The sequence below is a fragment of the Thiohalocapsa sp. ML1 genome (genome assembly GCF_001469165.1).
Classification (GTDB): Bacteria; Pseudomonadota; Gammaproteobacteria; order Chromatiales; family Chromatiaceae; genus Thiohalocapsa.
In genome coordinates this window covers 43,330-68,947 of record NZ_JABX01000010.1, presented here as the reverse complement: position 1 = coordinate 68,947, position 25,618 = coordinate 43,330, and the positions used below count along the sequence as shown (strand labels likewise).

Annotated in this window: 21 protein-coding genes and 1 pseudogene; 14 read left to right on the top strand and 8 right to left on the bottom strand. The window is 69.2% G+C overall.

What is annotated here, in order from left to right:
• The first annotated feature begins 132 nt into the window (after positions 1-132).
• The 7 genes from ML01_RS08305 to ML01_RS08280 all read left to right on the top strand — a co-directional run bounded on the left by ML01_RS08305 (position 133) and on the right by ML01_RS08280 (position 6,932).
• The gene (locus ML01_RS08305) at positions 133-576 is read left to right on the top strand and encodes an Hsp20/alpha crystallin family protein (RefSeq protein ID WP_058554935.1); all 444 of its coding nucleotides are present in this window, start codon (positions 133-135) and stop codon (positions 574-576) included.
• Positions 577-626: 50 nt separating this feature from the next.
• Positions 627-1,001, top strand: a complete 375-nt coding sequence (locus ML01_RS08300; protein ID WP_058555024.1) for an Hsp20/alpha crystallin family protein — start codon at positions 627-629, stop codon at positions 999-1,001.
• Positions 1,002-1,098: 97 nt separating this feature from the next.
• Positions 1,099-1,599 carry an Hsp20/alpha crystallin family protein gene (locus ML01_RS08295; RefSeq protein ID WP_058554934.1) on the top strand — a complete coding sequence of 167 codons (501 nt, stop codon included), beginning with the start codon at positions 1,099-1,101 and terminating at the stop codon, positions 1,597-1,599.
• 84 nt (positions 1,600-1,683) lie between these two features.
• A complete protein-coding gene (locus ML01_RS31020; RefSeq protein WP_256363627.1) occupies positions 1,684-1,812 on the top strand; it encodes a hypothetical protein in 129 nt (42 codons plus the stop codon).
• Between the two features lie 498 nt (positions 1,813-2,310).
• A complete protein-coding gene (locus ML01_RS08290; RefSeq protein WP_082674074.1) occupies positions 2,311-4,902 on the top strand; it encodes a DEAD/DEAH box helicase in 2,592 nt (863 codons plus the stop codon).
• Positions 4,899-6,185: a ribonuclease H-like domain-containing protein gene (locus tag ML01_RS08285; RefSeq protein WP_058554933.1), complete on the top strand. Its 1,287-nt coding sequence runs from the start codon at positions 4,899-4,901 to the stop codon at positions 6,183-6,185. Before ML01_RS08290 ends, ML01_RS08285 begins: the two co-directional genes overlap by 4 nt.
• Before the next feature lie 99 nt (positions 6,186-6,284).
• A complete protein-coding gene (locus ML01_RS08280) occupies positions 6,285-6,932 on the top strand; it encodes a response regulator transcription factor (protein WP_058554932.1) in 648 nt (215 codons plus the stop codon).
• 39 nt (positions 6,933-6,971) lie between these two features.
• On the opposite strand, the gene ML01_RS08275 is transcribed toward ML01_RS08280, so the two are convergent.
• Positions 6,972-9,128, bottom strand: a complete 2,157-nt coding sequence (locus tag ML01_RS08275; protein WP_058554931.1) for a M1 family metallopeptidase — start codon at positions 9,126-9,128, stop codon at positions 6,972-6,974.
• Between the two features lie 120 nt (positions 9,129-9,248).
• On the opposite strand from ML01_RS08275, the gene ML01_RS08270 reads away from it, so the two are divergent.
• The 4 genes from ML01_RS08270 to ML01_RS08255 all read left to right on the top strand — a co-directional run bounded on the left by ML01_RS08270 (position 9,249) and on the right by ML01_RS08255 (position 14,152).
• Positions 9,249-10,406 (top strand): ChaN family lipoprotein, encoded by a 1,158-nt coding sequence (locus tag ML01_RS08270; protein WP_058554930.1) that lies wholly within the window; start codon positions 9,249-9,251, stop codon positions 10,404-10,406.
• Positions 10,403-11,764 carry a tRNA 5-hydroxyuridine modification protein YegQ gene (gene yegQ, locus ML01_RS08265; protein ID WP_082674073.1) on the top strand — a complete coding sequence of 454 codons (1,362 nt, stop codon included), beginning with the start codon at positions 10,403-10,405 and terminating at the stop codon, positions 11,762-11,764. Before ML01_RS08270 ends, yegQ begins: the two co-directional genes overlap by 4 nt.
• Positions 11,765-11,871: 107 nt before the next feature.
• Positions 11,872-12,381, top strand: coding sequence for a hypothetical protein (locus tag ML01_RS08260; protein WP_058554929.1), 510 nt, complete (start codon positions 11,872-11,874; stop codon positions 12,379-12,381).
• Between the two features lie 100 nt (positions 12,382-12,481).
• A complete protein-coding gene (locus ML01_RS08255) occupies positions 12,482-14,152 on the top strand; it encodes an amidase family protein (protein WP_058554928.1) in 1,671 nt (556 codons plus the stop codon).
• Positions 14,153-14,173: 21 nt separating this feature from the next.
• Here the strand turns inward: ML01_RS08255 and ML01_RS08250 are convergent, their stop codons facing one another.
• Positions 14,174-14,599: a hypothetical protein gene (locus ML01_RS08250; protein WP_058554927.1), complete on the bottom strand. Its 426-nt coding sequence runs from the start codon at positions 14,597-14,599 to the stop codon at positions 14,174-14,176.
• Positions 14,600-14,860: 261 nt separating this feature from the next.
• On the opposite strand from ML01_RS08250, the gene ML01_RS08245 reads away from it, so the two are divergent.
• The gene (locus ML01_RS08245) at positions 14,861-16,606 is read left to right on the top strand and encodes an OPT family oligopeptide transporter (protein WP_216819139.1); all 1,746 of its coding nucleotides are present in this window, start codon (positions 14,861-14,863) and stop codon (positions 16,604-16,606) included.
• A gap of 454 nt (positions 16,607-17,060) precedes the next feature.
• Positions 17,061-17,344, top strand: a pseudogene (locus ML01_RS08240) (ISNCY family transposase); the annotation flags it as partial.
• 102 nt (positions 17,345-17,446) lie between these two features.
• Here ML01_RS08240 and ML01_RS08235 read toward each other — a convergent pair.
• The 4 genes from ML01_RS08235 to ML01_RS08220 all read right to left on the bottom strand — a co-directional run bounded on the left by ML01_RS08235 (position 17,447) and on the right by ML01_RS08220 (position 22,564).
• The gene (locus ML01_RS08235; protein WP_058554924.1) at positions 17,447-17,707 is read right to left on the bottom strand and encodes a hypothetical protein; all 261 of its coding nucleotides are present in this window, start codon (positions 17,705-17,707) and stop codon (positions 17,447-17,449) included.
• Positions 17,708-17,860: 153 nt separating this feature from the next.
• A complete protein-coding gene (locus ML01_RS08230) occupies positions 17,861-20,554 on the bottom strand; it encodes a UPF0182 family protein (RefSeq protein ID WP_058554923.1) in 2,694 nt (897 codons plus the stop codon).
• Between the two features lie 589 nt (positions 20,555-21,143).
• Positions 21,144-21,689 (bottom strand): superoxide dismutase family protein, encoded by a 546-nt coding sequence (locus ML01_RS08225; RefSeq protein WP_058554922.1) that lies wholly within the window; start codon positions 21,687-21,689, stop codon positions 21,144-21,146.
• Between the two features lie 203 nt (positions 21,690-21,892).
• The gene (locus tag ML01_RS08220; RefSeq protein ID WP_058554921.1) at positions 21,893-22,564 is read right to left on the bottom strand and encodes a nicotinamidase; all 672 of its coding nucleotides are present in this window, start codon (positions 22,562-22,564) and stop codon (positions 21,893-21,895) included.
• A 387-nt stretch (positions 22,565-22,951) separates the two neighbouring features.
• On the opposite strand from ML01_RS08220, the gene ML01_RS27035 reads away from it, so the two are divergent.
• Positions 22,952-23,971, top strand: a complete 1,020-nt coding sequence (locus ML01_RS27035; protein ID WP_058554920.1) for a phospholipase A — start codon at positions 22,952-22,954, stop codon at positions 23,969-23,971.
• Between the two features lie 319 nt (positions 23,972-24,290).
• On the opposite strand, the gene ML01_RS08210 is transcribed toward ML01_RS27035, so the two are convergent.
• Both ML01_RS08210 and ML01_RS08205 read right to left on the bottom strand, forming a co-directional pair.
• On the bottom strand, positions 24,291-24,689 hold the full coding sequence (locus tag ML01_RS08210; protein ID WP_058554919.1) for a hypothetical protein: 399 nt from the start codon (positions 24,687-24,689) through the stop codon (positions 24,291-24,293).
• The gene (locus ML01_RS08205; RefSeq protein ID WP_058554918.1) at positions 24,689-25,471 is read right to left on the bottom strand and encodes a DUF1269 domain-containing protein; all 783 of its coding nucleotides are present in this window, start codon (positions 25,469-25,471) and stop codon (positions 24,689-24,691) included. Before ML01_RS08205 ends, ML01_RS08210 begins: the two co-directional genes overlap by 1 nt.
• Positions 25,472-25,618 lie beyond the last annotated feature (147 nt).

Sequence of the window (25,618 nt, the reverse complement as noted above, 5' to 3'; positions counted from 1 at the left end):
TGTGGCGGCGGTGGGGCAGTCGGCCCGAGCCGGTCGGCGCAGCATGTCAACGCATCGGCCGACTCATGCACCGGCACTCCGCCCCCGATCGCCGCGTTTTCTGCAACCCAGACCCCTGGAGGAGCGAAGACGATGTTCGGTACCTTCGCCGGCTTCCCCGGCACCTTTCTCAATGATCTGACCCGGCTGCAGCGCGAGCTCGATGAGAGCTTGGGCGGCTGGCCCTATGCCGCGGAGCTGCGCTCGCCCGGGCGCGGCGCGTGGCCGCCGTTGAACATCGGCTCCACGCCCGAGCGCGTGGATGTCTACTTGTTCGCGCCCGGACTCGACCCGAGCCGGCTCGACATCTCCTTGCAGCAGAACCTGCTCAGCATCGCCGGCGAGCGGCGCATCGAGCGTACCGGCGATGTGCGCCGCTATCGCAACGAGCGCTTCAGCGGCGAGTTCCGCCGCACCGTGACCCTGCCGGACGACGTCGACCCGGACCGCGTTGACGCGAGCTACCGCGACGGCGTGCTGCACGTGTCCGTGGAGCGGCGCGAGGCCGCAAAGCCGCGGCGTATCACCGTGAGCTGAGCGGGCGCCGATGACCGCGCCCTGAGTCGCAAGCATTCGGAGGTATGAGCATGAACGACCAGACCAAGACCGAGACCCGGCCGGCACGTCGCGACGAGGTCGCGCTGCGCCCGCCGATGGACATCTTCGAAGACGCCGAGGGCATCACCATCGAGGCGGACATGCCCGGCGTCGCCAAGGATCGGCTGCACGTGCAGGTCGAGGCCAACACGCTCCTCATCGAGGGCGAGGTGCAGATCGATCTGCCCGAGACCGCCGAGGCGCTGTATGCCGATGTCCGCAGCACCCGCTACAGCCGCAGCTTCACGCTGAGCAGCGAGCTGCAGGCGGACAACATCGACGCGGCGCTGAAGGACGGCGTGCTCCGGCTGCGTATTCCGAAGCAGCCGGAGCAGCGGCCGCGGCGGATTGAGGTCAAAACTTGAAGAAGGAACTAGGGGCTAGGGGCTAGGGGCTAGGGGCTAGGGACTAGGGGCACCTAGCACCTAGCACCTAGCTCCTGAGGCAAATGAGGTAAAGATCATGACGACATTGCAGCAGTTTCGTGAAGGCTTGAACCAGGCTTGGGGGCGTGTCGTGGAGGGCTGGGAGCAGCTCTCGCGGCAGGCCTCCGGGGCCATGACCCGCTTCACCGGCGGGCATGGCGACAAGGCGCGAGCCGAAGACCGCCGTGAGCTCGCCGAGCGCAGCGCCGGCTGGGGCCTGCTCGCGGCCGAGGTGTTCGATGACGACGACCGCGTCGTCGTGCGCGTGGAGGCGCCGGGCATGGACAAGGACGACCTCAAGCTCGAGGTCCAGGACGACTTCCTGATTGTCAGCGGCGAGAAGCACATGGCCCGCGAGCGCACGGAAGGTCGCTGGCACGTCAACGAGTGCGCCTACGGCGCCTTCCAGCGCGTCGTGCCGCTGCCCGACAGCGTCGACACGGCCAAGGCCGAGGCGAGCTACAAGAAAGGCGTGCTCCGCGTCGAGCTGCCCAAGGCCGCCGAGCGCCGCCGCAAGGTGCGGGTGAGCGTGCACTGATCGGACCGTCGGCGCCCGGCCGGCGACCTGGACTGCCGGCGGCTCGGCCGGCGGGTACCGCCGATTGCGGTCTTGAGATTGGAGATGAACGTGTTGACCCAACGGAACGGCTCGATTTCGCTGGACTTGCGGTTGCCGACGATGATGGCGCCGTGGGCGGCGACCTCGGCACCGGCCGCGTTGAAGCTGGCGCAGCCGTCGCTGACCAGATGAGCGTTCGGGTGCAAGGCGGATCTGGCTCAAGCCGCGAAGCTCTCGCCGGGGTAGTCGTCGATCGGGTCGAAGCGCACATGCTACGGGTAGCCGTCCTCGTCGAGCTCCACCGCGGCCATGAACGGCGACTTGTTCTCTAGGGTGGACCCGATGAGCCTGGCGAGAACTGCTTTCCCGAGATGCATACAAGCCCTGCCTACGCTGCTTCGGCTTCACGGTAGCGCCGAAGCTCGCGTTTGACAGCTTCGGGCAGCGGCCAGAGCGGGCCTGACCTTCGTCTATTGCATCCGGCGATACGGCGTTGCTTGCCCGCGCACCGTGCTTCGGGGGCGAGCACTCGCAGCAGGGTAGCCTAGCGCGAGGTGTTGTTTTCGGCCTGAGGCGGGGCGGCTCGTTGCGGCCGGAGCAATCCGGCGCGCGGGCGCCGGCCGCGGCGGGCTCAGCTTTTGAGCCACCCCGGCGCGTAGGCTCCGGCAACCCCGAGCCGGAGCCACGAGCATGTCCGCCATCGCCCCCGCATCATCCGATCCGCATTGCGCCCGCCCGCCACCTGCACCCGCACTGGATGCAACTGCCCCGAGCGACGACCGCGTTCGCGACCTGCTCGCGGGCCTCCAGCGCAAGTACGCCCCGCGCATCACCGGCGAGCTGACGCTGCCGGCGGCGCCGGCGCGCTTCGCCGAGCTGCCCGCGGCGCTGCACCCGCGGCTGCGGGCCGCGCTCGCGGCACGCGGCCTGACGCGGCTCTACGCCCACCAGCGCGAGGCCTGGGAGCGGGTGCAGGCAGGCGAGCACATCGTCGTCGCCACGCCCACGGCGTCGGGCAAGACGCTCTGCTACAACCTGCCGGTGCTGGACGCGGTGCTGACCCGCCAGGCGAAGGCGCTGTATCTGTTCCCGACCAAGGCGCTGGCGCAGGATCAGGTGGCGGAGCTCTCCGCGCTGAATCAAGCGCTCCTCGGCGGTGCGGCGCGGGGGCAGGGCGAGACGCTCGGCATCAAGGCCTTCACCTTCGACGGCGACACCCCCGGCGATGCGCGCAAGGCGGTGCGCACGCGCGGCGACATCGTGTTGTCGAACCCGGACATGCTGCATCAGGCGATCCTGCCGCATCACACCAAGTGGGCGCAGTTCTTCGAGTCGCTGGCCTTCGTCGTGGTGGACGAGCTGCACGGCTATCGCGGCGTGTTCGGCAGCCACGTGGCGAACGTGTTTCGGCGGCTGCTGCGTGTCTGCGCGTTCTACGGGGCCAGACCCATCTTCATCTTCGCGTCTGCGACCATTGCAAATCCGGCGGAGCTGGCCGCGCGGCTCATCGGTGCGCCGGTCACGGCCGTCACCGACAGCGGGGCACCGCGGGGCGAGCGGCATCTGTTGCTCTGGAATCCGCCCGTCATCGACCCGGATCTCGGCATCCGCGCGTCGGCCCGCTCCCAGACCACGCGCATCGCGCGGGCGGCCACCAAGCAGGGGCTCAAGAACATCGTTTTCGCGCGCTCGCGGCTGATGGTGGAGGTCATCACCAAGTACTTAAAAGACGTCTTCGACCGCGACCCGCGCCGTCCGCCGCGGGTGCTGGCCTACCGCGGCGGCTATCTGCCGAGCGAGCGGCGCGCGGGCGAGCAGGCGCTGCGGGCCGGGCGCGTGGACTGCGTGGTGAGCACCTCGGCGCTGGAGCTCGGCGTGGATATCGGCGCGCTGGACGTGGCGGTGCTGAACGGCTATCCGGGCACCATTGCCGCCACGTGGCAGCGGCTTGGACGGGCCGGGCGGCGCAATCGGCCATGCCTCGGCGTGCTCGTCGCCACCAGCGATCCGCTGGATCAGTACATGGTGCGGCACCCGGAGTTCTTTCTCGGCAGCTCGCCGGAGCACGCGCGCATCCATCCGGACCAGCTCCTGATCCTGATGGACCACGTGCGCTGCGCCGCCTTCGAGCTGCCGTTTCGCGACGGCGAGGGCTTCGGCGACTGCGCGGAGGACGTGGGCGAGATGCTCGCGTATCTGCGCGACGAGGGATTGCTCCAGCGGACAGGAGACGAGGGGCGCGGGCAGTGGTTCTGGGTCGCGGACAGCTATCCGGCCAACGCGGTGTCGCTGCGCTCCGTGGCGGAGGGCAACTTCGTCGTCATCGACACCAGCGGGGGCAAGCAGACCATCATCGCGGAGGTCGATTACTCCGGCGCGCCCGGCACGGTCTACGAGGGCGCGATCTATATGGTCCAGTCCCAGCCCTATCAGGTGGAACGGCTCGACTGGACCGGCCGCAAGGCGTTCGTGACCCGCACCCGGGCGGACTACTACACCGATGCCATCGACTATACGAAGCTCAAGATCCTGGCCGAATTCGATCGGGCGACCAAAGGGGGCGGAACATCGGAAGACGCCGCCGTCGCCCACGGCGAGGTTCACCTGGTGCGCCGCTACCCCGGCTACAAGAAGATCCGCTACTACAGCCACGACAACATCGGCTACGGCAACATCGAGCTGCCGGATCAGGAGATGCACACCACCGCCGTCTGGTGGCAGCTCCATCCGCGGCTGCTGGAGCGGGCCGTCGCCGAGCGCTTCGGCAGCCGGGAGCGGGCGGTCGAGGGCTTTCTCGGCGCCGCCTATGCGCTGCACCACGTGGCGGCGCTGCGGGCGATGGCGGAGGTGCCGGACTTGGGCCGCGCCGTCGGCGACGGGCAGGGGCGCTGGTTTGCGGTGGTCGGTGCGGACGGGCGCGGGCAACTGCGCGGGCCGGACAACCAGCCGGTGGCGGCGCCGGATGTGATGGGCCGCTTCGAGCCGACGCTGTTTCTGTACGACAACTATCCGGGCGGCGTCGGGCTGTCGGCGCCGCTGTTCGATGCCGCGGCGGTGCTGGTCGCCGACGCGCTCGCGCTGGTTGCGGGCTGCGCCTGCACCGGCGGCTGCCCCGCCTGCGTCGGGCCGATTCTGCCCGGCGACGAGGCGCGAGCACAGACGCCCAAGCAGCTCGCGCTCGCCGTGCTCGGGCTCTTGGCGGGGCAGGGCATGGCCGGGCTTGGCGTGCAGCGGGCCGAGACGGCGCAGCGGATCGCGCCCGCGCGCCGGGCCGACGCATGAGCGCGCTGCGCGAGCGGCTGGGGCGGCTCCGCGGCGAGGCGGCACCGGCGGCCGTCGCGCCTGCACCCCCGGCAGCCGAGCCGCCGGAGCAGCCGAGCCTGGTGGAGCGGCTGCGTCGGCTTGGCGGTGCGCGCACGGGGCAGCCGCCCGCGGCCCGGGCGCCGGGCGCGCCGGCGTCGGCCGCTGCGCGCGACGCGCCAAGGCTGGACGAGGCGGTGCTCGCGGCGGCCCTCGGCGCCGAGCAGCTCGCCCCCGGCGTCCTCTGCCGCCGCCGGCGCCTGCCGCTCGCGCAGCGCCACGGCAACGCGGCACGGCATCCGGACCCGGATGCCGTGCGGCTCCTGCTGCCGGACGCGCCGCCGGACCCGGACGGCTGGTGCGTCATCGACACGGAGACGAGCGGGCTGGCCGGCGGCACCGGCACCTGGGTGTTCATGGTCGGCATCGCGCGCTGGGAAGGGGCGGTGCTCGCCCTGAGCCAGCTCCTGCTGACGCGGCTCGATGCCGAGGCGGCCTTCCTCGACCACTTGCGCGCCGCCGTCGCCGACGCCGAGCTGCTGCTCAGCTACAACGGCAAGAGCTTCGACCTGCCGCTGCTGGCGGCCCGGCTCCGGCTCGCGGCGCGGCCGGACCCGCTTGTGCGGCTCGCGCACCTGGACCTGCTGCACCCGGTGCGTCGGGCGTTTGCGACGCGCTGGCCGGACTGCCGGCTCGCGAGCGTCGAGGCGCGGCTGCTCGGGCATGTCCGCCACGGCGATCTGCCCGGTGCGGAGGCGCCGGCGGCCTGGCTCGCGTGGCTGCGCGCGGGCGACGGGCGGCGGCTCGGCGCGGTGCTGGCGCACAACGCCGTAGATCTGCTGTCGGTCGCCGCGCTGCCGGCGCGGCTCGCGGCCGTGCATGCCTCGCCGACGGACTTCGGCGCTGATCCTGCACGCATCGCGCGCTGGTGGCTCGCGGCCGGGGATGCCGAGCGCGCCCGGGGCGTGCTCGGTGCCGCCGATCCGGCCGTGCGCGACACCGAGGCCGCGCACCTGCTCGCCGAGCTGCATGCCCGCGCGGCGGACTGGCCCGCGGCGCTGGCGTTGTGGGAGCCCTTGGCGGTGGCCGGCGATGCGGCGGCGCACGAGGCGCTGGCCAAGCATTACGAGCACCGCGCCAAGGACCTGCGGCGCGCGCTCGCCCATGCCCGTCGGCTGCCCCCGGGCGCGGCGGCGGAGCGGCGATGTAAGCGCTTGACCTACAAGCTTGGGCGCGAGATGCGCCGAAGCGACGGGGGGCATTGACGGATGTAGGAGCGCTGACGGTATAAAGGTCTGCTGTGCTGATAACGTCGGCGCGAGGCGCAATGCGCGCGGTCAGTCCAAGCGTTCCCGGAGCCTGTCATGCCCATCAAAGTCGTTCTTGCCGATGACCACAAGATGATTCGCGAGTCCCTGGGCGCGCTGCTGTCGCGCGAGCCGGACATCCAGGTGGTGGCCTATGCCGGCGACGGCTCGGAGGCCATCACCCTCGCCCAGGCCTGGAAGCCGGACATCGTGCTGATGGACGTCTGCATGCCGGGGGTGGATGGCATCGAGGCCGCCATGCGCATCGTGAAGCTGCTGCCGCGCACGCGGGTCATGGCGCTGTCAGCGCAGGGTGAGCGGCCCTTCGTGTCGCAGATGGTGGAGGCCGGCGTGCAGGGCTACGTGCTGAAGGACGAGTCCGTGTCGACGCTCGCCAACGCCGTGCGCACCGTCGCCGCCGGCCAGACCTGGCTGCCGGACCCTGAGCATATTCTGAGCGGACCCGAAAAGCGGCTGTTGTCGCGGCGCGAGCGCCTGGTGCTGAAGGAGCTAGCCGAAGGCAAGCGCGCCCGCGAGGTGGCCGAGGTCATGGGCATCAGCACCAAGACCGTGGACACCTATCGTCGCCGCATGATGTCCAAGCTCGGGCTGGAGTCCCAGGCCGAGCTGATCAAGTATGCAGTGGCCCTGCATGGCGGGGTCGGCACCGGCGTCCGCGGGGCGGCGCCGGCCGTGGCTGCCTGAGCGCGGCCATACCGACGCCGCGCGGGCTCGGTACCGCCGTCAGCGCGGTGCCAGCGGGCTGCGCGGCGGTGGCAGCAGCAGCGGACGTGCGTCGGTGAGCCACTGCGTTAGTGCCGAGTCCCCCGGCGGCCATTGGCCCTTCTGCTGGTTGTCCGGCGCATCGCCGGTGAAGGTCAGCCAGCCGTACTTGCCATAGTGCGGCAGCTTGCGCGCGAGGCCCGGCACCGCGGTGCTTGTTGCCGCCGCCACCCAGCCGATGGGCCGCTCGGGGCCGCCCGTGGCCAGCGCGACGCTGACGCCGGCCTGCTCCTCACCCGCGAGCGTCAGCTTTTGTGCGCCCGCATCCAGCGCGAGGTCGCCGCCGACGGCTAGCTCGTCGAGAAACGCATTCTCCCAGCCGAACAGCCACACGGCGCCCTCGTCCGGCAGCCCATCCAGGGCGCTGTCCTCGACAACGCGCCAGCCCGGATGGCCCTGCTGCCAGGCGGTCGCGAGCTGTCGGTAGGCCGCCTTCAGAGCACCCGGCGCCGCCGCGGGGAGCACCATGATCCCTGCCTCGGCGCCGAACAGGCTGCTGAGCGACGCCGGAGATTCCTCCGGCAGCAGGCGCCGGAAAGTATCGAATTCGGGGTCCACGGCGACCCGCGCCGGCGCCGTCGCGAGCTTGGCCTCGAAGCGTGTGGCGCGTTGGTTGAAGGTTGCCAGCACCCGCCGCGGTGTGCCGCGCTCTGAGTGCACGACCACCGGCACCGTCATCGGGAAGGGCGGCTCCGGCTGCACCTGGTAGACGCTGCCCGTCACGACATAGCCGCCGCCCGCGTCGTGCGTGACCTGTACGTCGCCGAGCTTGAGCTCCGCGGCGCCGGTGCGGGTGGTCCAGGCATCGAAGAAGCCGCTCAGGTCCTGGTTGGTGGCGAGCTCGAAGGCGAAGCGCAGGTCGGCGAAGCTCGCGGTGCGAAAGCGGTTCTGCCGGTAGAAGGTCCGCAGCCCCGAGCGAAAGGCGTCGTCGCCGAGCAGGACCCGCAGCATGTGCGCGGTCATCAGCATCTTGCCGTAGCCGATGGCCTGGGAGGCGCTGCCGTGGCGGGCGCGGAACTCGGTGAGCGGGACGTCCTCGCCGCCCTGCACATAGTCGGCGTAGGCCTTGAGCTGGTCGCGCCGATAGTCGGCGCCGCGGCCGTCGATGGCCTGGTTTAGATGATCGGACAGGTAGGCCGTGAGCCCCTCTGCCCAGTTGCCGCTTGCGTAGTCGATGTAGACGCTGTTGCCCCACCAGTTGTGCAGGATCTCGTGCGGATAGGAGCTGGTGAGGATGAACGGCAGGCGCAACACCCGCGAGCCCAGCAGCGTAAACGACGGCATGCCGTAGCCCGTCTCCCAGAAGTTCTCCACCAGCGCGAACTTGGCATAGGGATAGTCGCCGATGAGCGCGCTGTAGCGGGCCAGATAATCCGCGGTGGCGTCCAGGTAGCGGTTCGCAAGCGCCTCGTCCGGCAGCCGCAGATAGGCCTGCGCCTCGCCATGGGGCGTCGGCCGGCGGTAGAGCTTGAAGCGCGCGGCGCTCAGGTAGAGCGTGTCCTGCGGCTGCTCCTCCACCCAGCGGATGCGGGTGTCGTCTCCGTCCAGCCGCTCCGGGCCCGCCCCCTGGGACACGGCGAGCCAGCCGGGCGGCACACGCACGGTCAGGTCCATGCGGTTCAGCGCGTCCGGCACGTTCGGATACCAGCCCGTCCAGCCGGTCAGAAAGACGCCGTTGCTGTCGATGGTGCCCACCAGTTGCTCGCTGCTGCGGCCCATGCCCTCCGCAATGCGCTCCGGCGCGTGGCGGATGCTGCCGCCATAGCTGAGCGTGGTGGTGCTGCCGTCACCGAGCGTCAGGCGGAAGCGCTCCAAGTGCCCGTCGCGGCCGATGCGCTCCAGCACCGCACTGCCGTCGCTGACCCTCGGCGCCAGGCCCGCGTGCAGCAGAAAGGCAATCTGCCGCACGCCGTCCGGCAACGTGAGCTGGTCCGTGGCGCGCAGCGTACCCGCGCCGGGATCGAGCACGGCATCGATGCGATGGCCGATGACCGGCTGCTCGTCGGCCAGCGCCGACTGGCCGAGCAGCAGCGCGACGGCAGCTAGGAGGGCGATGATGGGCGTGGGTCGGGGCCGCCGCCGGCCTGGCGGGCGAGGGAGCAAAAAGTTGATCTGCATGTCCGTGGGAGGGTCCGAAAGGGGCCGGCCGGCTCGCAGCACGACTTCCGCCGGCAAGGTGAAGCTCCACAAGTGAAGCCCCATAATGGACCCGTCGGCCGCACAATCACAGCAGGTGTCATGAGCAAGCGCTTCGTCATTTTCGTCAGCTTCCTGGTCTGGGCATGCGCCAGCACCGCGCTCGCCGCGGGGGCCGCGCTGCTGCCCGGCCAGGATGAGATCCACGACACCGCCACCGCGGTCATCGATACCGCCAACGTCCGCGGGCTCGATGCGCTGCTTGACATCCTCGCCGACAAGCGCGTGATCTACATCGGCGAGTCCCACGATCGCTACGAAGACCACCTGAACCAGCTCGGCATCCTCCGCGGGCTCAAGGCGCGCGGGCGACATCTCGCCATCGGCATGGAATTCTTCCAGCAGCCGTTCCAGCCGGTGTTGGATGCCTTCGTCGCGGGCACGCTCGGGGAGGCGGACTTTCTGAAGCAGACCGAGTACTTCGAGCGCTGGCGCTTCGACTATCGGCTGTATCGCCCGCTGCTGCGCTTCGCGCGCGAGCACGGCATCCCGGTCATAGCGCTGAACGTGCCGAAGGAGATCACCGACCAGGTGGGCGACGGCGGTATCGCGTCGCTGTCGGCCGCCGACGCGGCCAAGATTCCGGCGCAGCTCGATCGCGACGACGACACCTATCGGCAGCGCATCGAGGCCGTGTTTGCGATGCACCCGAAGGGCGACGATGCGAGCTTCGAGCACTTTCTGGAGGTGCAGCTCCTGTGGGACGAGGGCATGGCCGAGCGCGCCGCGGAGTACCTGAGGACGCACCCTGACAAGACGCTGGTGGTGCTGGCCGGCAGCGGGCACGTCGAGTACGGCCAGGGCATCCCGCGGCGCGTGGCGCGGCGCATCGACGTGCCCGCGGCCACCGTCGTCAGCGGTAGCATGCGCCCGTTCGATCCGGAGCTGGCGGACTTCATTCTCTACCCGCGGCGCGTGGAGCTGCCGGCCAGCGGCCTGCTCGGCGTGATGCTGGACACCGAGTCCGACGGCGAGGGCATCGGCGTGCAGGGCTTCAGCGAGGACAGCGGCGCGAAGGCCGCGGGCGTCGAGGAGGGCGATCGCATCGTCAGCGTCGGTGACCGCGCCATCGACGGCTATGCGGACATCCGCATCGCGCTGATGGACAGCCGCCCGGGCCAGACGCTGTCGGTGGCGGTGCTGCGCAAGAAGCTCATGGGCGGTGCGGAGCGACTCACCTTCGACGTGCAACTGCAGTGACCGCCGGCGCCGCGCCGGCCGGCCGGCGGCCGGAGCTGCTCGCGCCGGCCGGCACGCTCCGAAACCTTCGCTATGCGCTGGCCTACGGCGCCGACGCCGTCTACGCCGGCGTGCCGCGCTACAGCCTGCGCGTGCGCAACAACGACTTCGACCTCGCCAACCTCGCCACCGGCATTGCGGAGACGCAGGCGCTGGGGCGGCGTTTCTATCTGGCCGCCAATGCGCTGCCGCACGGCGCCAAGCTCAAGACCTTTCTCGACGACATGGCGCCGGTGGTGGCGCTCGGGCCGGATGCGCTGATCATGGCGGACCCCGGCCTGATCCTGCTCGTGCGCGAGCAGTGGCCGGACTTGGCCGTGCACCTGTCGGTGCAGGCCAACACCACCAACGCCGCCGGCGTGCGCTTCTGGCAGCAGCAGGGCGTCACGCGCGTCATCCTGTCGCGGGAGCTGTCGCTGGAGGAGATCCATGAGATCCGCAGCGCCTGTCCGGACATGGAGCTGGAGGTCTTCGTGCACGGCGCGCTCTGCATTGCCTACTCCGGGCGCTGTCTCTTGTCCGGCTATTTCAACCATCGCGACGCGAACCAGGGCACCTGCACCAACGCCTGCCGCTGGGAGTACCGGCTCGCCGCGCCGACGGCCGCCGGCGACGAGGCGCCCGCGCCTGCGCCCATCGCTGCGCAGGATCTGCTGCAAGCCGAGCCGGCGGCGCCAGACGCCCGCCACCCGGCCGCCGACGAGATCTGGCTCTTGGAAGAGGCCCGTCGGCCCGGCGAGTACATGCCGGTGTTTGAGGATGAGCAGGGCACCTACATCCTGAACGCGAAGGACCTGCGCGCGGTGCAGCTCGTGGCGGCGCTGGTGGCGATGGGCATCGACTGCCTCAAGATCGAGGGACGCACCAAGTCCCATTACTACGCGGCGCGCACGACGCGGGTCTATCGCGAGGCCATCGACGATGCCGTCGCCGGCCGCCCCTTCCGCACCGAGCTGCTGGACGAGCTGGACGGCCTCGCGAACCGCGGCTACACGGAGGGCTTCTACCGCCGCCATGCGCCGGCGGCAATGCAGAACTACGCCGATGGGGCGTCGCGCAACCACAAGCGCGTCTTTGTGGGCGAGGTGCTGGGGCCGGACGCCGCGACCGGACTGGTGAGGGTGGCGGTCCGCAACCGCTTCACGCTGCGCGACGACCTGGAGCTGCTGACGCCGCAGGGGAGCCTTTGGCCCCGCATCAAGCGCATGCTGGGTCCGGATGGCGCGGCGCGGGATGTGGCCCCCGGCGACGGCTGGGAGGTGCGCCTGCCGCTGCCCTGGCCGGAGGCGCGCTACGGTCTGCTGACGGCGGCGGTGTGAGGTCCTGTCGGCGGCGACGCATGGTCGGTAGTCGCTCGCAAGCCCACGCTGGTTGCACTGATGCTAGGCTACTGGGGCCCGAAGACCACTGGCCGCAGCTCCCGGCGATGCCACCGAACCTGATTCATGCCGCCGTCGTTGCCGCTCGCGAGGTCGCGAACCTCGTGCTGCTGGGCGGGCTCTTTTTCATGCTGTTCGTCCAGCTTCCCGCCATCAGCCGGGTGCGCTCGCCGCGCGTGCGCCTCGGCTTGCGCAAGGCGAGCTTCGGGCGATTGTTCTTTTGGGGCTGGCTTGGGCTCGGCGTGCTGTGGCTCACGGCGCTCTACGATGTCGTGACCCTGGACGGCAAGCTGCCGGCCTACAGCGGCATTGCTGCGGGCCTCGCCGCGCTGTTCACGCTCATCTTTCTGATCGCGCAGTTTGGGCTCTATGTGCAGTCAATCGTCGCGCTCGAACAGGGCAACGCGGAGCGCGCCGCATGGCTCAACCATCAGTTACGCCGGGTGCTCGGGCTCGCGCTGGTGCTCGCGCTGTCGGTGCTGCTGCTGCACCAACTGGGGCCGGCGCTGACGCCACCCGACGGCCTGTCGCTGCAGGCCTTCTTGCCCGATCGCTGACGCACCGACAGGCTTGGCGGACGGCGATCGCGCGCCGCCGTGGCAGCCTTGCGAGCACTCTTTCTGTATCCTCTGGCCGCCACGCTAGGGGAATCACAACATGAACAACACCAAGCAGGGCGCAGTGCACCTGCGCCTGCTCGTCGTCTCGTGCCTCGCCATCTGCCTCGCCATCTGCCTCGGCGCAGCCGTCGCGCGCGCCGATGCACTGCCGCCGAGCGACGCGCCGTTCGAGCTCATCGAGGCCGACCTGGCCGATGTGCAGACCGCCTTCGCCGCCGGTACGCTGACGGCAGAGGCCTTGACCCGCGCCTACCTCGAGCGCATCAAGACCCTGGATCGGCGCGGGCCGCGGCTCAATACGCTGATCGCCGTGAACGAGCAGGCCGCGGCGGACGCCGCCGCGCTCGATGCCGAGCGCGCCGAGTCCGGCCCGCGCGGGCCGCTGCACGGCATCCCGGTCATCATCCGCGACAACCTGAGCACGCTGGATCTGCCCACCACCGCCGGTGCCGCGGCGCTGCGCGGGCACGAGCCGCTGCGCGATGCCTTTGTCGTGCAGCGCCTGCGCGAGGCGGGCGCGGTGATCCTGGCGAAGGCGAACATGAGCGAGCTGACACTGCCCCTCGGGCGCTTCAGCTACAGTTCCGCGGCGGGGCAGAGCCGCAACCCGTACAACCTCCGCCGGGCGCCGTCGAGCGCCGCCGACGCGGCGGCGCTGGCGGCGAACCTGGGCATGCTCGCGGTGGGCACCGACACGGCCGGCAGCCTGCGCGGCCCGGCGGCCGTGTCGGCCGTCGTCGGGCTGAAGCCGACGCTCGGCCTGACCAGCCGCTCCGGCCTGTTGCCGACGGCGCTCAGCATCGAGGTAACGGGGCCGCTCGCGCGCAGCGTGCGCGATGCGGCGCTGCTGTTGAACGTGATTGCTGCCGAGGACCCGAGCGACCCGCGCACCGCGGACCCGCCGGACCGGCCGGCCGACTATACCGCGGGGCTCGCGGAGGCGACCCTCGACGGCGTCCGGCTCGGCGTTGCGCGCGCCTATGGGGGCGCGCACAAAGAGGTGGATGCCGCCTTCACGGCCGCCCTGGATCTGCTCCGCGCGCAAGGCGCCGAGCTGCTCGACGTGAAGCTGCCGGATGTGGTGCTCGACGGCTGGGAGCTGGTGCTGGAGCGCCTCATCGAGACGGAGTTTCGCGACCAGGTGAACGCCTACCTGCTGCATACCGAACAGGGCATGCCGCATTCGCTCGCGGAGCTCTTGCGCATGAGCGCCTCGCCGCTGATCGCCGGCTCGCCGACGCCGACGCCTCCGGGGCGGCTCGACGCCTACCGCCGCGCGCTGCGCAGCCCGGGGCTCGCGGACCTCGATTACCTGGACATCCTGTCGCGCCGGTTGCCGGCAGCCCGTACCGCCGTGACGGCGCTATTCACCGAGCACGAACTGGACGCGCTGGTGCTGCCGACCATGCTCTGTCCGGCGTCTTCACTGCTGCTCGACTACGACGAGAGCTACCACTGCGCCGCGGACCGAGACCCCTATCAGCCGGCCTACCTCGCCTCCATCGCCGGCCTGCCGGAGCTGACGTTGCCCATGGGCTTCACCGAGGAGGGGCTGCCGCTCGGGGTCTCCTTGGTCGGTCCTGCGTTCAGCGAGGCGCGCCTGCTGGCGCTCGGGCACGCCTTCGAGCAGGTGGCTAAGGTGCGGCGGGCGCCGGAGATCCCGGATGCCCCGCCGCCGGTGCTGGAGACGCTGCCCGAGGAGGACTGACCCCCCCGGACTGCTGCGGCCTCAGAACCTCGTCACGACGACGTTGACGTTGTCCTCGGCGCCCAGATCAAAGGTATTGCCGGACAACTGGTTGACGGTGCCGATCTGCTCCACGACGAACGCCGGATCAGCGGCGGCATTGATGACGAGGCCGTTTTCCTGACCGTCCGAGATCACCAGCGTCGCCGCGTCCGGGCGGGTTATCGCGATGCCCTCGGACGGCGACAAAATGGTCAAGTGCGCGTGGAGGAAGTGAATCTGCAACGACGACGGGTCGCGGTTTGCCTCGACAAAGGACGTCGCCGTGCCGATGGCGCCGCTGCGGACCTTGTCCATCAGGCCCGAGGCCGTGGACTTGGCCTTGGCCGCAATCTCCCGCGCCTTCTCACTGTCTGCGGCCTGCTTCACGGATTCGATGGCCTTGTCGAGCTGCTCTTTCCAGTTCATTTGGACCTCCAGGGGTTGGGGTAGGGCGCACCAGGTCTGCGCCCGGGACAGTGTAATCCGGCGCGGCGCGAGCGGCTGTTGCGCGGCGTCCGCTTGTCTGCCGCCGGGCGCCGCTCGGTGCCGGTGCCGAGGGCCGCGGGCTCTCCTCGACCCGCGGGAGCGAGACCCGCGGCGACCGGCCGGACCAACCGGTGGGATCAGGCCCGGCGCCGGCCGGGGCGCGCCGCGCCACACCTGCAAATCATGCCAAAGGAGCAACGCGTGAATGAACCTCACCTGTCCGGACGCGCACTGCTGTCGGGCATCCTGATCGGCGCGTTGCTGACGCCGTGCAACGTCTACTCCGGCCTCAAGATCGGCTGGACCTTCAACATCTCCATCATCGCGCTGCTCGCCATCACCGGCTGCTGGGCGCTGCTCGCGCGTTGGACTGGCAGCGCCGCGCTGGCGCCCGGCGAGGGCAACATCGCGCAGACCACGGCGTCGTCGTCGGCCAACATCATTTCGGGCGGCCTCGTGGCGCCGATTCCGGCGCTGGCCATGCTCTCGGGCGGCAACCTGCCGGCGCCGGCGCTGGTGGTCTGGGTGTTCTCGGTGAGCTTTCTCGGCATTTGGGTGGCCTGGTACCTGCGCGAGTCGCTGCTGCTGCGCTCCGGGCTCGCCTTTCCGACCGGCGCGGCGACGGCGGAGGCGTTGCGGGAGGTCTTCGCCGAGGGACGGGAGGCGGCGCTGAAGCTGCGCGTGCTGCTCTCGGCGGGCCTCATCGCCGGGCTCCTCAAGTGGCTGGACAGCGCCTGGCTCGCGCTGCCGCGGCCGGGCCTCGGCTTCAGCCTGCCGGCAACCGGCGCGCTCGCGGGCGCGGGCGGGATCAGCGCGAAGAACCTCACGTTGTCGCTCGACCCGTCGCCTTTGCTGCTCGGCTTCGGCGCCATCATCGGGTTCCGCGCCGGCGTGTCGCTGCTGTTGGGCGCCGTCCTGTCCTGGGGGCTGATCGGGCCTTGGGGGCTCGCGGTCGGCTTCATCGCTGCCGGGGCGGACGACCCGGGCGCGAGCTGGTTTCCGGAGATGATCGAGTGGCTGCTGTGGCCGGGTGTCGCGCTGATGGTCTTCTCGGCGCTGACCCGGTTTGTGCTGCGCGGTGCCGTGGAACGGCGCACGGCGGCGCAGACGCTGCCGGCGACCGGCGACGGGCCGGGGGCGCGGTGGCAGCGCATCGTCGGTCTTGCGGTGGCGAGCGCACTTGTCGTCGTCGCGCAGATCGCGATCTTCGATATCCATTGGCTCATTGCCTGCGTCGCCGTGCCCATCGCCTTCCTGCTGGCCATGGTGGCCTCGCGCGTGGTGGGCGAGACAGGCATCCCGCCCATCGGCGCTATCGGCAAGGTCTCGCAGCTCGCCACCGGCGTCATGGCGCCGGGGCAGACCACCGAGAACCTGATGGGCGCCAACGTCGCCGGCGGCGCGGCCGGCCAGAGCGCGGACCTGTTGAACGACTTCAAGGCCGGGCTTGCGGTGAAGGCCCCGCCGCGGGCGCAGGTGGTGGCGCAGTTCTTCGGCATCCTGACCGGCAGCTTGGTCGGCACCTGGGTCTATCTCAAACTGATCCCGGACCCGGGCGCCATGCTCATCACCGAGCAATGGCCGGCACCGGCGGTGGCGACTTGGAAGGCCGTCGCGGAGACGCTGGCCGGCGGCCTCGGCGCCATTCCGGAGAGTGCGCTGCTGGCCGTCGCCGCCAGCGCCGCCGTCGGCACGGGTGCTGCGCTCATCGAGCACTATCGGGGTCCCGCATGGCTGCCGAGCATGCCCGCCGTCGGGCTCGCAATGGTGATCCCGGCGTCGCTCGCCATCACCATGTTCGCCGGCAGCCTGATGGCGCTGCTGCTGCATCGCTTTCGACCCACGCTGGCTCAGCGCTTCACCATTGCCGCGGCCTCCGGACTCATCGCTGGCGAGAGTCTCACCGGCGTGGCGGCGGCGCTGTTCGGGATTCTGGGGGCGGGCTAGGACGAACCCCCGTTGCGGCCGCTGCGTGCGGCCGAGCCGCCAGTGGTCAGGCCCGGCATCGGCATGAGTGAGAAGCGTACCGGGCGCCGCCCTCGGCTCGGTCAATCGTCGTCCTAACCCAGGTTCAGCAGCGCCCCTCCGCCGAGATCAGGATCGAGATCAGGATCGAAATCGGGATCGAGATCGAAACTCAACCCCTAACCGCATTTCGGCTCAAGCGGCGTCGAAGTCGATAGTGCCTGACCGAGAATCCGCTTTATCCCGCCTTTACAAAGGTTTCGAGTCTGACCCCATGGTCGAAGCTGCGAGCCTGCCCGGCGTCGTCCCGGCGGGCGGTGCGGCACGGCGGCCCGTAACATGTTGAGTTTACGGCGCAGCGGATGACGGTCGGTTCATTCGACATCTGCTACGCAACCGGCGGATTACGAACGCATAAACTTCGTCATTCCATCTTATGCGACAGATCATCGACCCGCAGCTAAGGTTCGGCGAGCAAGATATCTCGCGCATCGTGCTCGACGCCCGCCCGCGCGACGACGTTCCGCCGATTCTGCGCGGACTGCAATACACCTACGTCACCCCCGAGGTGCGCGCTCAGGTGTTTGCGATCCTCGCCGAAGTGCTGCCGCGCAGTGCCGATGGTCAGAGCGCCGTGCCGGCATGGAGCAATGGAAGATCCTAGTCTTGGGCGTGCTGCGACTGGGTCTGAATGCCGACTATGATCGGATTCAGGAATTGGGATCAAGGCCGCTGCGATGTCGGCGCCGCAGGGCGTGCGTCGCGGGGCTCGACCGGCCGCGGCGCCGGCTGAGGCCGGTGCGCCCAGGTCTCCGGCAAGCCTCAGTGGTTGCGCAACGCGTCAATGAGCTCGGCCTTGAGCATGTCCGCATGGCCATCGATGCCGATCTCGTAAGCCCTGTCGTGCAGGTGCTCCTTGCTCCACTCCGCGTAGGCCGGCGCCTGGCCGCCGCGGCGGGCGGCCTCGGAGCGCGGCGTATTGGCGATGCGGGCGGCCTGCTCCTTGCTCATCCCCTGCTCGCGCAGGGCCTGGTACTGCTCGTTGTCCTTGATGGACGGACCGTGGTCATTCGTTTCGGCCATGGCGTTCTCCGCGCTGCAGGGCCGGACTTGCCGGTTGATCCGGCGGATTTGGCGGTATCCCGAGAGCAACGGAGGTTGCTGCAATCGGCGGGTTTGGCGGAATCCCCAGAGCAACGGATGCTGCTGTAATCTCGATGGCAACCGGGGTGCCGCTCAGCCAGCGTCGGGCGTTGGCGGCGGGGCCTGTTCGCGCGCCCGCGGCGGCGGCGCAGCGAGGCTCTCTTCATCGGCTGGCGGGTTCTCGTCCAGAACGGCCTGGTTCAGTGCCTTGAAGCTCCCCTCCATTGAGGGTTCCATCGCCACTCGATAACCGACATTGGTGATGAACCGGACCAGTTGCGGGATATTAGCCAGCGTCTCGGCCTTCAGAAAAACTCCCTGGATATAGGTGATCACCCCGTTGATCGGCACGACGATCAGCCGGCCGCGCTCGGCCTGAGTACCACGCCGGTTCCAAAGCGCGAATTCCTGGGTGACGATTGGGTCTTGCTTGACGAATCCATCCGCCTGTGCAGGGCCGTAGACGAGAGACCCGCGCGGGAAGCTGTACGTCACGATGCGTCCGTAGTTCTCGCCGTCGTTGCCGGCAACCACCAGCGCCCGCATGTTGTTTTTGCCCTTGGGATTCATCGGCGCGAGCAGGCTGAATTCAAACTGCTCCGGATCCAGGAGGTTGATCGTCACGTAGTAGGGCATGAATTCATTCAGCTCTTGCTCCCACTGTACCTCCGGAAACTCCCAGAGGTCTTCCTGCTTGAAGAATGTGCCGGGATGCCGCTGCTGATAGCGGCCATAGACATCGAGTTGAATCTTGAAGAGGCGCTGCGGATATCGCACATGCTTCTTGAGTGCCTCCGGCATGGCGTCGAGGTCTTTGAGCAGGCCGGGATACGCGCGGGCATAGCCGCGAATGATGGGGTCATCCGGCTCCGTGATGTAGAAGTCGACGCTGCCGTCGTAGGCGTCCACGACGATCTTCGCCGAGTTGCGGATGTAGTTGAGCTCGCGCGTCTCGCCGTTGATGGGCGCGCGTGTCGAGAAGGCATACGGGTACCAAGACGAGAGTGTGTAGGCGTCTTGAATCCAATACACCCGTTGCGGCGTTACGACGGCGTAAGGGCTCGGGTCAAGCACCAGGAACGGCGCGATCGTTGCGATGCGTTCGGCGATGTTGCGACGAAACAGGATGCGGCTGTCCGCGTTGACCTGGTCCGTGAAGATCAGGTTTGGCTCGCGAAAATAGAGGGCAAAGATGGCCCGTCGGAACAGCCCCGAGAACGGCACGCCACCTTTGCCGTCGTAGTTCGACAAGACCAGCTCGTCATCCGTCACATAGTCGATCTCGCCGCTCTCGTTCGGTGCGATGGCGGGCGAGTAGGTGCCAGTGCCGTAGTAGATGCCCGGTTGCTCGATGCTGATGCCGTACTTCGACTTGGGGGGGATGCCTTGCAGCAGCCATGGGATGCTGCCGGCCCGGGCTTGCGTCATTGGAGCCATCACGGCGCCGTAGCCGTGGGTGTATTTCATCCATTCGTTGACCCAGTTGCGGGAGCCCGCCGGCAATTGCGCGAACGCGATCTCGCGCGGCGATACCGCAACCTGCTGATAGACGTTGTTGACGGTATAGCGATCGACCTCGACACTGTTGAAGACGTAATAAGCGCGGATCTCCTGCAGCTCTTGGAAGACCTTGCGCAGCTTGACCTCGTCCCAAACTGGTATGTTGGTCAAGCTCTCCTGGAACTCCGTGGCGGTCGTATCCCACGGGATGTCTTGAATTGGATAGCGCCGGGTTTCGACGTTCTGCAGATTGTAGGCGGCGAGCGTCGCTTCGATGTTGTTGCGGATATAAGGCGCCTGGCGGTCCAGCTCATTCGGCGCGACCACGTACTGCTGCAGGAGGCCCGGCACCAGCGACGAATAGCGAAAGGACAGCGTGCCGGCGAACAGGATCGCGATCACGATCAGCGCAATCAGCCCCTTGCGTGTCAGGAGGTAGAGGATCGCCAGCACGCCAAGGAGCAGGAACAGGACCAACGACACCCAGATCAGCGGCTGGATGAAAGTCATCTCCACGTAGCCGGGACCGGAGAAGTTCGGCGTATGCGTGCTGCTGAACAGCAGCATGTGTCGGTCCATCACGAAGTACCAGGCGCCGATCATGATCACGAAGCCCAGCGCGATCGCGAGATGGATCGTGGCACCGCGGCGCATGGGTTGATCGTAGCCGGCCACCATATGCTGCTCGAACCAGTAGAGCAGCGCCAGACCGCCCAGGAGGACGATCGAGGCCGTCAGCAGTTCATGCCAGAGCATTCCGTACATCGGCAGTGAGAACAGATAATAGCTGATGTCTTTGCCGAACACCGGGTCGGTGAGACCGCTGCCGGGGGCAAAGAAATACAGCAGCGCCGCCTCCCAATGCGAGTACACCGGCAGCGCGACCAGGATGGCGAGCGCGAGGCACAGCGGCAGGTAGATCCCCAGCGAGCCGCGCTGAAACTGGTCATAAAGCCGGTGATACTTGGAACGTGGGCGGGGCGTGCTGTCCGCGCCCGCAGTCTCCGGCATCGGATCATGCTCGTGGTCGTAGTGGGCGGGGGTTTCCGCCCCGAGATACCGTGATCCGATCCAGAAGTTCAGGAAGAACATAAAGAAAAAGAAAAGGGTAACGACGAGGAAGATGACGGTCTGATACAGAACCCGCGCCCAGAAATACAGCCCGTAGTCCAGGGCGCCGAACCACCAGGCGTCGACAATGAAACCGTGGAAGTAAAAGATGCCGAGAGGAATGCCCAGCACGAGGAGCAGGACGGCCGGAACGATCAGTAGACGTGGCCAGAACATGGGCGGATGTCTCCTCTTCCTGATGGGCGGTGGGCGGCGCGCACGAACGGGGACGGTCTCGCGGCGTGCGGGCGCTCGTTGCAAGCGCCGGTGCATCCGCGGACGCGTCCGACGGCACGTGCCATCTCGCAGACCGCCGGAGGCACGTTGCAGGGGCTGATCAGTGCCTTCTAATGATAGTCGGCGCGCGGATGCCTGTCAGCCACGGGTGGCTCGCGGCTGGCCTATAGAACGGCATTGCCAGTGTCGGTACTCGATTCCTTTACGGTGCCAAATCTTGCGGATGAGTCAAGTTTCATGGCGACAGGGCGCGCGACGGAAACAGGGCCGAGGGGCAAGGCAGCCCTCCTCGGCCCTTGGCCCTTTGGTTCGCTGGCGCCATCGAACGGGTTGCAGAACTAAGGCGCTCGCTGCGCTGGTCGATCTGGGCTTCGCCTGCATAGCTTTTGGCGTGTCTCCAACGGTGGCGCCCCGTCAGCCGCGGCGCGCTGAGGTACCAGGGCGGCAAAGTCCCAGACCGACAGGCGTGGAGAGCGCGGTGCTGCGCGGGCGGCTCGTTGTCGCGATGGTTGACGTGATCCGCGCCGGATCAGTCTCCCTGGCGCCCGATAACGCCGCAGGCGATGGGTGATCCGGCGTCGCCTGCGGGCTGGGAGGCGTAGTCGTCGGCGCCTGCGTGAATCACCAGTGCGGCGCCGTCGTCGTCGAGCAGTTGCGCGTCCATGTCATCCAACAGGGTCATGAGCTCAATCTGGAGGTTGCCGGTCTCCGGCACATGGATGTTCGGCATATCGCCGGTGTGCGGGCCGTCTTCGCGTAGGTAGCCGTGGCTGCGCCCGTCCGGCGACAGGTGGCCGCCGGCGGCCTCGAAGCTCGGCTCGCAGGCGCCGGTCTCGTGGATGTGGAGCGCGTGCACACCGGCGGGCAAGCCCGCGAAGCTCGCCTGCAACAGCACGCCGGCCGGCGTCTCGTAGAGCAGAGCATTGCCCACGGTGCGGCCCTGCTGGTCCTTGAGCTCGGCCCGCGCCGTGGGTAGGTCTTGTGCAGCAGCGGGCAGGGCGAGGGCGGCGGCGACGGCGGTGGCGCCAAGAATGGCCGGCAGCGGGCGGCGGGGCGGGGAAGGGCGAGAGGACATGGCGAGTCTCCGTGTCGGGGCGGTTGGTTGGGCGGTCGCCGGGCTGAGTGGGCCACTGGCAACGGGGAAGCAACCCGGATGCCGGTTTGTGCGCGCGCGGCTGCACCGCCCTTGCAGCCGGCGGCTGACTGATTCCGCTGCTGCCGCCGCCGCCGCAGGAGCGCCGACGCCCGGCGCGGTCACCGCGCTCGGCGCGGGCCAGCTCAGAGCAGCGCACGTGGCAGCATGTCCGCGGTCACGATCTCAATGCCCTTGTGCTTGAGTGCCGCGCGCGTCGCATCGTCGGCGTCCGGGTCCACCTGCCAGGTAAGGTCCCAGACGAAGAGGCTGCGCAGGCCGGCGCGGATGGCGTCCTCGGCGGTCCACTTGACGCAGACATCCCGCGCCAAGCCGCAGCAGACGACGCCGTCGATGCCGCGCTCGTGCAGGTAGCCGGCGAGCCCCGTGGGAGGGCGCCGTCCGTCCGGCCCCACGTTGCTGCGAAAGCTGCTGTAGGAGTCGGCGTGCGGGTCCATGCCTTTGCGCACGATGGCCGCGAGCCGCGCCGGCGGCAGGTCCGGATGCAGCGCGGCGCCGGCCGTGCCCTGCACGCAGTGGTCCGGCCATAGGATCTGCTCATGGCCATAGACCTCGATGCGCGACAGCGGTGCGTGGCCGGGATGGTTGCTCGCGAAGGAAACGTGATCCGGTGGGTGCCAGTCCTGCGTTGCCACCTGCACGCCGAACAGGTCGGTCTCCATCAGTGCACGCACGGGCGCGAGCGGGTGCTCGCCCTGGTCGGCGGCAGCCGCCACCCGCAGCACACCGCCGGGCGTGTAGTCCGGCTGCATGTCGATGACCAGAAGGGCGGTCCGCTCGGGGACCAGATGGAGCATGGCGCTGCCTCCTGGTTGCCGTTGGTGCCTATCGTCCGGAGCACGCGGGGTGCCAACGCGGCAAGCCCGGCGCCAACTCCCTCGTGGCCGCGCGGTGCATTTGCCCCGGCGCGCGGGGCAGAAGCACCGCCGCGGCGGCCGAGCGGACCGGCGACGCCCCGGCCACGGCCCGGCATCGCTCTTGCTGTGTGTCTCGTGATGTCCTGCAAGGGCGCTTGCACGGGCCGCCGCGTCCGGCCAGCTATCCGGCGGCCGAGCCCAGAGCGAGGCGGACGTGCGGATCAAGCAGCAGCAACAGGCGGGTCGTGTCCGCCGGGGATGAAGACGATGCCGGAACACACAGGCGCGTGCGGCCTCCGCCGGGCGCTCGGGGCTGGAGGGCTCTTGTTGATCTGGCCCGGGTTCGCCGCGGCGCTTGCGCCCGGCCTGCCCGAGTCGGCCGCCGGCCCCGCGCTGGGGCTGGCCCGCTGCGCGCGCATCGACGGCCCGGAGCAGCGGCTCGCCTGCTTCGATGCGCTCGCGGCCCGCGCCGACGGCCCGACGCCGCGCGTGCAAGAAGTCGACGGGACCGCGGACCCGGACCCTGATGCCGACAGCGGCAGCGTTGAGCAGCGGCTCGCCGACGCCGATGAAGCCGAGGCGGTGTCGCAGCGGCGGCGCTTCTTCGGCATCCTGCCCTACCGGCCCAACTACGTCCTGCCCGTCGCTTACAACAGCAACCCTAATCCGAATCTGGAGGAGCAGGCCACCGTTGATCTGCCGCTCTTCAGCGAGGGCGCCTTCGACAATGTGGAGATCAAGTTCCAGTTGAGCTTCGAGGTACCGCTGTGGACGAACATCGCGAACCGCCCGCTGGATCTGTATTTCGCCTATAGCCAGCTCGCCTTTTTCCAGGCCTACAACCGCGAGTACTCGTCGCCCTTTCGCGAGACCAACTATGAGCCCGAGGTCGGCTTCCACTGGGAGCCGGGCTGGCGCATCGGCACTGGCGATTCGCGCTGGCGCCTGACCTCGGTGCGGGCCGCGGCCAACCATCAGTCCAACGGCCGCTCGCAGCCCTTGTCCCGCGGCTGGAATCGGTTCATCGGCCAGGCGACCGTGGAGCGGGATGATCTCAGCCTGGGCGTAAGGCTTTGGTCGCTGCTCGGCGCCAACCCGTCCGACAACCCGGACATCAAGGATTATCTCGGCTTCGGCGAGCTGCATGCCGGCTACGACCTCGGCCGGCATCGGCTCGGGGTCATGCTGCGCAGCCCCGAGCACCCCACGGTGCAGTTGGACTGGAGCTGGCCCGTCGGCGGGCGGATCAGGCTCTACGCGCAGTACTTCAACGGCTACGGCGAGAGCCTGCTCGACTACGACCACAGCGTGAACCGCATCGGCGTCGGCTTCATGCTGGCGGATTGAGGAGTTTAGGGGTTTGGTCGCTGACCAAAGGCCGGGTACGCCGATTCGGTCGGCGGGCAGCCGTTCGTCGGGATATTGAAATCGAAATCGAAATCGAAATCGAGCTTCTGCGATAGCGATAGCCCAACGTTGGGTTCCGCTGCAACGAGTGCACCGGTTATTTGTGAACCTTCACGACATCCGGCGTACCCAGGGGGAGCCGGATGAATCCGGCGTACCCAGGGGGAGCCGGATGAATCCGGCGTACCCAGGGGGAGCCGGATAAATCCGGCGTACCCAGGGGGAGCCGGATAAATCCGGCGTACCCAGGTCTTGCCACTCAGTCCGGGCAGTCCTCGGTCAGGCACCGGACCGTGTCCCGCGCCCGCGGGTCGAGGTGGCGGAACAGGAGCCCGATGCCCGCCTCGTTGCGGTACATGATCAGCGACGGCAGCCGGATGCTGTGCGCGCCACCGCCGCAGCCGCAGCGCGGGATCAGGCGCACGTCCACGCACCCGGCGCGCGTCGGCTCCATGGCGGTGGCAACGAACATGCCGTGGCCGGTGATGGACGTGGCCACGCCGCTGGCGCAGGCGCCGTCGCCGAAGTGCAGGCCCACCGGGATACCGATGGCGTGGGGTGCGTCGCCGGCGTAGGTCGCCGCCGCCGTGCCGGCACCGAAGGCCGGGGCGTCCAAGCGTGCCGCCGGGCGCGGCTGGAGTTGCGCTGCATACGTCATCAGAGTTGCTCCCGGATCGCGTCAGCGACCCCCGTGAACGGCAGTTGCCAGAGTGCGACCGGGCCGGGCAGGGGCGCCGCGGCGGCCGCCGTCTGCTCGGCTGGGTCCGAGGTGAGGTCCGAGGTTTGCGCGCCGGCGCCGGCCTGATCGCGGCTGGGCGTGGCCTCCAGCAGGGGGCGCCAGCGCGCGGCCTCGTCGGGGTCCATGATCAGCATCAGCAGCGTCTCGCCGCGGGCCAGGCGCTCCTGCATGTCGCCGAGACAGGACTCCGGGATGCCGAGCCGGTGAATAGCCACCGCGAGCTGCTGGCCCGCCCCGGCACCTGCCATCAGTACGCCGCCGGCACCGGCACCGGCGGCGGCACCGGTGAGCGAGCCCACCAGCGGGCCCGCCGCCATGACGGTGCCGACGCCGGGTAGCACGAACAGCCCGGCAGCGCCGCCGAGCAGCCCGAAGATGCCGCCCCAGAAGGCGCCGAGCTTGCCCCAGCCGCGCATGCGCTCGCCGGCGCTCGCGTAGTAGAGGCCCAGCGGGTCGTCGCCGCTCGCGTCGGCGCGTCCGAGCACGGAGACGCGGTCCATCGGTGCCTCGTTGTTCAGCAGCAGATCAAGGTGGCGATGCGCCGCCGCGGGGTCGGCGTAGAAGGCGACCATGGCCACGCGCGCCGTGTCGGCCTGTGCGGCGGCCTCCTCGCAGGTCTGCCGGCCGGTGGCATCGTCGCGCCGTCGGTCTCGGGTGTTGCCCGCAGCGTGGTGCGAGGCCTTTGCTGGATTCGATGTCATGCTTTCTGGATCTGCTCTCAGTAGGGGCTGTCTGGACCACGCATGGCCCGGTGTCGGTTTGCAGCAAGGGACGTTCCAGCCGCACCGGCGCCGGATGCATGCGCGAAAACAGCCGCCCGAAGCGGCCTTTTGCGCCTCGCTGCGCCC

What these genes read in the sequence shown, in the direction of transcription:
- ML01_RS08305 (WP_058554935.1), top strand. Translation starts at nt 133, where the DNA reads ATGTTCGGTACCTTCGCCGGCTTCCCCGGCACCTTTCTCAATGATCTG.
- ML01_RS08300 (WP_058555024.1), top strand. Translation starts at nt 627, where the DNA reads ATGAACGACCAGACCAAGACCGAGACCCGGCCGGCACGTCGCGACGAG.
- ML01_RS08295 (WP_058554934.1), top strand. Translation starts at nt 1,099, where the DNA reads ATGACGACATTGCAGCAGTTTCGTGAAGGCTTGAACCAGGCTTGGGGG.
- ML01_RS31020 (WP_256363627.1), top strand. Translation starts at nt 1,684, where the DNA reads ATGAACGTGTTGACCCAACGGAACGGCTCGATTTCGCTGGACTTGCGG.
- ML01_RS08290 (WP_082674074.1), top strand. Translation starts at nt 2,311, where the DNA reads ATGTCCGCCATCGCCCCCGCATCATCCGATCCGCATTGCGCCCGCCCG.
- ML01_RS08285 (WP_058554933.1), top strand. Translation starts at nt 4,899, where the DNA reads ATGAGCGCGCTGCGCGAGCGGCTGGGGCGGCTCCGCGGCGAGGCGGCA.
- ML01_RS08280 (WP_058554932.1), top strand. Translation starts at nt 6,285, where the DNA reads ATGCCCATCAAAGTCGTTCTTGCCGATGACCACAAGATGATTCGCGAG.
- ML01_RS08275 (WP_058554931.1), bottom strand. Translation starts at nt 9,128, where the DNA reads ATGCAGATCAACTTTTTGCTCCCTCGCCCGCCAGGCCGGCGGCGGCCC.
- ML01_RS08270 (WP_058554930.1), top strand. Translation starts at nt 9,249, where the DNA reads ATGAGCAAGCGCTTCGTCATTTTCGTCAGCTTCCTGGTCTGGGCATGC.
- ML01_RS08260 (WP_058554929.1), top strand. Translation starts at nt 11,872, where the DNA reads ATGCCACCGAACCTGATTCATGCCGCCGTCGTTGCCGCTCGCGAGGTC.
- ML01_RS08255 (WP_058554928.1), top strand. Translation starts at nt 12,482, where the DNA reads ATGAACAACACCAAGCAGGGCGCAGTGCACCTGCGCCTGCTCGTCGTC.
- ML01_RS08250 (WP_058554927.1), bottom strand. Translation starts at nt 14,599, where the DNA reads ATGAACTGGAAAGAGCAGCTCGACAAGGCCATCGAATCCGTGAAGCAG.
- ML01_RS08235 (WP_058554924.1), bottom strand. Translation starts at nt 17,707, where the DNA reads ATGGCCGAAACGAATGACCACGGTCCGTCCATCAAGGACAACGAGCAG.
- ML01_RS08230 (WP_058554923.1), bottom strand. Translation starts at nt 20,554, where the DNA reads ATGTTCTGGCCACGTCTACTGATCGTTCCGGCCGTCCTGCTCCTCGTG.
- ML01_RS08225 (WP_058554922.1), bottom strand. Translation starts at nt 21,689, where the DNA reads ATGTCCTCTCGCCCTTCCCCGCCCCGCCGCCCGCTGCCGGCCATTCTT.
- ML01_RS08220 (WP_058554921.1), bottom strand. Translation starts at nt 22,564, where the DNA reads ATGCTCCATCTGGTCCCCGAGCGGACCGCCCTTCTGGTCATCGACATG.
- ML01_RS08210 (WP_058554919.1), bottom strand. Translation starts at nt 24,689, where the DNA reads ATGACGTATGCAGCGCAACTCCAGCCGCGCCCGGCGGCACGCTTGGAC.
- ML01_RS08205 (WP_058554918.1), bottom strand. Translation starts at nt 25,471, where the DNA reads ATGACATCGAATCCAGCAAAGGCCTCGCACCACGCTGCGGGCAACACC.